This is a genomic window from Luteitalea sp., assembly GCF_022842525.1.
Lineage (GTDB): Bacteria > Acidobacteriota > Vicinamibacteria > Vicinamibacterales > Vicinamibacteraceae > Luteitalea.
The window spans coordinates 1-4,989 of sequence record NZ_JALHPM010000298.1 but is presented as its reverse complement, the minus strand read 5'-3'; the positions used below and the strand labels follow the sequence as shown (position 1 = coordinate 4,989).

The following is a 4,989-nucleotide window of genomic DNA, read 5'->3' as shown; positions in this document are numbered from 1 at the left end:
GACATCAGTTCCTCTCGCGCCACCGCCAGTTCGGCGATCGCGGTCTCCGCGACGCGTGCGGCCTCGCGTGCCGCGGTCAGCTCCACCGCGCGCGCGTCGGCCAGCTCCGCATCGAGGCTCGCCAGCTGTCGCTGCAGGGCCTCCCGCTCCTGGTGCCAGGCCTCGCGTTCCTGGGCCAGCTCCGCCGCCGGCGCCGCCAGGAGTGCAGGGGACAGGGACTCGGTGGGCGCCTCGACGACGTCGCGCAACACGATGAGGGCGGCAGGCGGCCCGCCGCTCTCGCGCTGGAACGGGACGGCGCGCAACTGCAATCGTCGCGGGTCGGCCAGATGCCGCGTCCGCGTGAAGAGCTCGCGCGTTGCGCCACCGGACACGGCTTCCACGAAGGCGACGGCGCTGTCCTGCTGATCTTCGGAGGCGTCGAACCAGGGCGCGAGTGGCGTGCCGATGACCTGTCGCGCATCCGGCGCGCCAATCAGGCGAAGTGCCGCGAGGTTCACCGCGAGCACCGTGTGCTCGGGGGACACGAGCATCACCGCTTCCGGCAGGTGCTCGAGCAAGGCCCGCAGCCGTGTCTCGCGGGAGCGGACCACATCGAGATCGAGCGAGGCGCGGCAGGCGGCCTGGGCACGACCGACCGCGTGCAGCACGGGATCGGCATCGGCCGGCAGTCCCACGCATTCGTCGGCGCCGGCGCGACGGAACGCGTCGTGATGGACGCCGTCGGCGACGACGCTGATGGCGAGGTTCGGGTAGGTGCGCTTGACGCGGCGCACGCCGAGCACGAGCGACTCGGGCTCGACGGCGGCGTTGACGATCAGAGCCGCCGAATGGGGCGCCTCGACGTCCTGCGTCGTGAGCCCGGCCAGGCCCTCCGCGGTGAGGCCGACGTCGCGCAGTCGCGTGCCGAGTCGGGCCACCAACTGCTGGCGCAACGCGTCGGTCGGGCCCGCATACCAGAGGCGCTGTGTCTTGCGCAGCACGTCCCGTTCCGGATGCCGCACCTCGTCGAGCCCTTCCGGCAACGTGCCGGCCACGAGGGCCGATGCCGTCACGACATCGTCGGCACCCGACAGCCAGGCGGCGCCCGCTTCACGCGCCGAGGGGTCGGGCACGACGGCGAGGACGGGAATGGCCTTGCTCACGCGCCGCAGCCGGGCGATGGTCTCGACGACCGCGCCCCCCTGGCCCGCAACCGCGACCAGGTCGCAGGGGCGGTTCTCGAGCCAGGTCACGGCAGCTTCCGTGGCCTGACAGAGATCGACGGACGTGGCCCCGAGCGCGGCCGCGAGGGCGGCACGCAGCGAGGCAGGGTCGGTCACGTGGAGAGCGACGAGAAGGGCGCGCATGAGTGGGGGTTCCTACCAGCTGTTGGCCTGGAGGCCTTCGAGCAGCGTGGGGACGTCCGGAGCGCCGCGCACGACCACCGTGTAGTCCACGACGGGCACTGGGGCTGACGACCCGGCGGCTTCCGGGTGCTCGGGTTCCTGCATCGCCGCATCCTGGAGCTGATCGCAGAGGACCAGATCGCCGGCCAGCGAGAGGGCGGTTTCGTAGCGGATGCCGTCGGCCTCGAGGTGGGCCACGGTGGCGCGGACCACGGCGGCCGTCAGCGTGATCGTGGCGTCGGCGGCGACAAAGCGGATGCACACCGTCTGTCCCGGACGCATGTGCAGATTGGTTTCGAGCCGTACGCCACGGCGCGACACATCGAGCAATCTGACGGGGGCGCCGCCACTGAGGCGCGCCGTCAGGGACGGCAGGACGTTGGCCGGGACCCTGCGGTGCTGGCGTCTGTTTCGATCGAGCTGCTGGGACACGATGTCTCCTCTGACAGAGCGGCTGGGAGCGCTCACGCCGCATATCCGTCCTGGGCGGCTCATCCGTGCAAATCGACGGCCGACCGACGATCTTTAGGCTCAGAGGCCGGAGAGCGCGCGCCGCCGTCGCCGACGTGTATCGGCCAGCCACCACCCGCGCGTCGTGTCCACATGCCCATGCTCGTCGTCCACGGCGGTGAAGACGAAGGGCTCGGGGCAGTCGGCGTCGTCGGCGTCCGTGTGGCGATGCGTCGCCCGGCGTTCGATCAGGGCGACCTGCAGGGGTTCGCACGAGAACTCGTCGACGAGGCGTAGGCCGGTTTCGTAGCGGACTTCTTCGGCGTCGAGGCGGACGATCGAGGCGCGCACCACCGCGGCGTTCACGGTGACCAGTTCGGTATCGACCGAGAAACGAAGGCTCACCATCTGACCGGGCCGCATGTGGCGGGTCGTCTCCAGCCGGACGCCGGCACGCGACAGGTCGAGCAGCGTCACTTTCGAGGCGCCGCTCAGGTGTGTGGCCAGGGTGGGAAGACGCGCGCCGGCCACCCGTCGGTGACTGCGGCGTTCCTCACTCTCGGGCCGTCTGCGTTCACGTCGGGGCATGGAGGTCCTGGTAATCGATCGCACTGGCGCGGGACGCGCCGACGGCGGGGTAATCGGCGGGCGCCCGCCCTGCTTGAGGTGGAGGTGGGAGGCGGGTCGGCAGTGCGGCCGGCTATAGTACGAGCCGATGCAGATTGACGAACATCTCGCGTACCTGACGCGCGGGTGCGTGGACATCGTGCGCGCCGCCGACCTGCGGACTCGCCTGGTCGAGGCGCAGGCGGCTGGACGGCCACTGGTGGTCAAGGTCGGCTTCGACCCGACCGCGCCGGACCTGCACCTCGGGCACACCGTCCTGATCCGGAAGATGAAGCACTTCCAGGACATGGGGCACACCGTCGTGTTCCTGATCGGTGACTTCACCGGCCTGATCGGGGACCCGACCGGACGGTCGAAGACGCGGCCCGCCCTCACCCCCGAGGCGATCCAGGCCAACGCCGACACCTACCGCCAGCAGGTCTTCCGGATCCTCGATCCGCAGAAGACGGTCGTCGACTTCAACAGCCGCTGGCTGGGAACGCTCACGAGCGTCGACTGGATTCGGCTGGCCGCCCAGTACAACGTGGCGCAGATGCTCGAACGGCGCGAGTTCCGCCAGCGCTACGAGGCGGGGCAGCCCATCGCGCTGCACGAGTTCCTGTATCCGCTCAGCCAGGGGTACGACTCGGTCGTGCTCAAGGCCGACGTCGAACTCGGGGGCACCGACCAGCTGTTCAACCTGAACGTCGGGCGGGACATCATGCCGGCCTACGGACTCCCGGCGCAGATCATCCTGACCACGCCGCTGCTCGTCGGGCTCGACGGCGTCGAGAAGATGTCCAAGAGCCTGGGCAACTACGTCGGCATCGACGAAGCGCCGGACGAGATGGTGCGCAAGATCGTCGAGGATTTCCGCGGCAGCGACGAAGTGCTGTGGTCGTACTTCACCTTGCTGACCGACCTGTCGATCGCGGAGATCGAGGCGCGGACGGCGCGGTTTGCCGCAGGTGCGATCACGGCGTCCGAGTTGCGGTACGAGCTCGCCGAGCGCATCGTCGCCGACTATCACGGCCGTGATGTGGCGGTGGCGGCGGTGCAGGCCGTGCGCGCGCGGCATGCGGCCCGTCAGGGGCGTCGCCAGGCCGACGAACTTCCTGTGCACGCGGTGCCGGCGGGCATCCTGCTGCGCAAGCTGCTGGTGGACCAGGCCCTCGCGGGGTCGGGCAGCGACGCCACGCGGAAGATCGCGCAGGGAGGCGTCCGCGTGGACGGGGAGGTCGTCACCGACATGAACGCGGTGGTGGCGGCCGGGATCTGGACGATTCAGGCAGGAAAGAAGCTGATTGTGCGCGTCAGGGCCGAGTGATCGGGGGCGGGGCTTGACGAGGGGCGGCGCCATGCGTATGCTTCGTCGGGTCGGCACACGGGGGCAGCGCTCGCTGCGGAATCTCCGGGGTCGGCACCTCCCTCGACACGACGGACGGGGCAACAAGTTTGGGGTTGACACCCCGTGGCCTCTGACGTAGTCTTGGAATCCGCCTTCTGAAGGCTCTCGCCGCTGACGCGGCCATGAGCGGGAGGGTGGCGGCTCGGGATGGACCGGGAGCGAAAATTAGAGGTTGACACTCCTGACGCTTCCAGTTAATCTCGAAAGTCTTGCCGGGCGCACCGGCATCACCACACAGCGCGGCTCCGCCGCCTGGATGTCGGTGAGGGGGCCGCACTTGCTGCGAGTCTCTCGAGTGTGCCTGGCGGCCGGCAACCCAGTCCGGCGAGCCCTTGTGGCCCTAGACCAGCGGGGAATGTAGCGAGCGTCGCAGGAATGCGATGCAGTGTGCTGCGGACTTCGGGTCGATGCGAGTGGCGGGTGTGAACGCCGCGAGCGACACCGAAAAAAGGTGTTGACAGGGTCGAGGTGGTTCGGTATTCTGGGTGAGTTCGCCTGATGACGGCGAACACATGGTTCGGCGAGGGGAAAGTAACCTCCGAGTGAGCCGGTTCTTTGAAAACTAGATAGAACGTGCAAGCACGAAAACCTGTCGAGTATTTCAGCCCGACGGTGTGTGACTTCGCAAGAAGTTGCTGGCCGTTGGACAACGAATAAGTAACAACGCTAGAGAGCCAATCAACAGGCGATCAACGTTGAGGTATCGCTGATGCAGCAGCAATGCGGCATCGGCAAACACTTTAACTTGAGAGTTTGATCCTGGCTCAGAATCAACGCTGGCGGCGTGCCTAACACATGCAAGTCGAACGTGAAAGGGACTTCGGTCCTGAGTAAAGTGGCAAACGGGTGAGTAACGCGTGGGTGATCTGCCTCTGAGTGGGGGATAACGTTCCGAAAGGGACGCTAATACCGCATGACATCCTGTTCTTGGATGAACGGTGATCGAAGCTGGGGACCGCAAGGCCTGGCGCTTGGAGAGGAGCCCGCGTCCGATTAGCTAGTTGGTGGGGTAACGGCCTACCAAGGCGACGATCGGTAGCCGGCCTGAGAGGGCGGACGGCCACACTGGGACTGAGACACGGCCCAGACTCCTACGGGAGGCAGCAGTGGGGAATTGTTCACAATGGGCGCAAGCCT

Annotated in this window: 4 protein-coding genes and 1 rRNA gene; 2 read left to right on the top strand and 3 right to left on the bottom strand. The window is 67.8% G+C overall.

Annotation, left to right across the window (positions count from 1 at the left end):
- The 3 genes from Q0C41_RS29655 to Q0C41_RS29645 all read right to left on the bottom strand — a co-directional run.
- On the bottom strand, positions 1-1,349 hold a 1,349-nt coding region (locus tag Q0C41_RS29655), incomplete at its 3' end, for a PAS domain-containing protein (protein ID WP_291990325.1).
- Positions 1,350-1,361: 12 nt separating this feature from the next.
- A complete protein-coding gene (locus tag Q0C41_RS29650) occupies positions 1,362-1,820 on the bottom strand; it encodes a PilZ domain-containing protein (protein ID WP_291990323.1) in 459 nt (152 codons plus the stop codon).
- Positions 1,821-1,919: 99 nt separating this feature from the next.
- Positions 1,920-2,426, bottom strand: a complete 507-nt coding sequence (locus Q0C41_RS29645) for a PilZ domain-containing protein (protein WP_291990321.1) — start codon at positions 2,424-2,426, stop codon at positions 1,920-1,922.
- Between the two features lie 127 nt (positions 2,427-2,553).
- Between Q0C41_RS29645 and tyrS the strand changes: the two genes are divergently transcribed.
- Both tyrS and Q0C41_RS29635 read left to right on the top strand, forming a co-directional pair.
- Positions 2,554-3,771 (top strand): tyrosine--tRNA ligase, encoded by a 1,218-nt coding sequence (gene tyrS, locus Q0C41_RS29640; protein ID WP_291990319.1) that lies wholly within the window; start codon positions 2,554-2,556, stop codon positions 3,769-3,771.
- Positions 3,772-4,593: 822 nt separating this feature from the next.
- Positions 4,594-4,989, top strand: a 16S ribosomal RNA gene (locus Q0C41_RS29635); the annotation flags it as partial.